The organism is Bradyrhizobium semiaridum (assembly GCF_020329505.1).
Lineage (GTDB): Bacteria > Pseudomonadota > Alphaproteobacteria > Rhizobiales > Xanthobacteraceae > Bradyrhizobium > Bradyrhizobium semiaridum.
Genome location: NZ_JAGKJJ010000095.1, coordinates 1 through 640 on the forward strand (window position 1 = coordinate 1; position 640 = coordinate 640).

2 protein-coding genes are annotated in these 640 nt (G+C 67.8%); both read left to right on the forward strand.

Annotated features, from left to right (window positions below):
• The first annotated feature begins 4 nt into the window (after nt 1–4).
• Nucleotides 5–253 (forward strand): hypothetical protein, encoded by a 249-nt coding sequence (locus tag J6500_RS31625; protein WP_225716598.1) that lies wholly within the window; start codon nt 5–7, stop codon nt 251–253.
• A 74-nt stretch (nt 254–327) separates the two neighbouring features.
• Nucleotides 328–640 (forward strand): RNA polymerase sigma factor (locus J6500_RS31630; protein ID WP_283842972.1); only part of this gene is annotated, 313 nt, incomplete at its 3' end.

Sequence of the window (640 nt, forward strand, 5' to 3'; positions counted from 1 at the left end):
CGCGCTGGTTTCGGCGGTTTTCGCCGAGCTGAAGGCCGCAAGCCCGGACGGCGTGCGCTATCTGACGCTGCGGCTGGAAGACGACACCTTCGTGCATATCATCGAGAGCGCCGCCGAGGATGGCTCGAGCCCGATCCCGAAGCTGAGGGCATTCCAGGCGTTCCAGGACGGCATTCGCGACCGCTGCGTCGAGCCGCCGTTGCGGAGCGGCGCCACTGTCGTCGGCAACTATCGTATGCTGGACGAGTCCTGACCCGCCCCCGGAGCGCCATGATGCCGGCATCCTCTGCCGTCGAGCACCGAACCGACCATGCGTGCGCAGTAGCGATGCAGCCTTGGCCGCATCGCCGCGAGATGCTGGTCGAGCTCGACGGCGAGGACGTGCTGCAGGATGCGCTGATCAAGGCGGTGGAAGCGTTCGCTTCCGCCGCGCCGGTCGAGAACGTCGAGGCGTGGCTGTTCCGGATCGCGCACAACACCGCGCTCGATTTCCTCAGGCGGCGCAATCGCCAGGAGGCGCTGCATTCGGCCGAGGAGGTGGAGATGATTGCCGATCGGCTCGACGAGCTGGAACGCCGCCAGATCGCGGCGAGCAGTCTGCGCACCTTCATGCGCCTGCCGGTGGCGCAGCGCGCCAGCG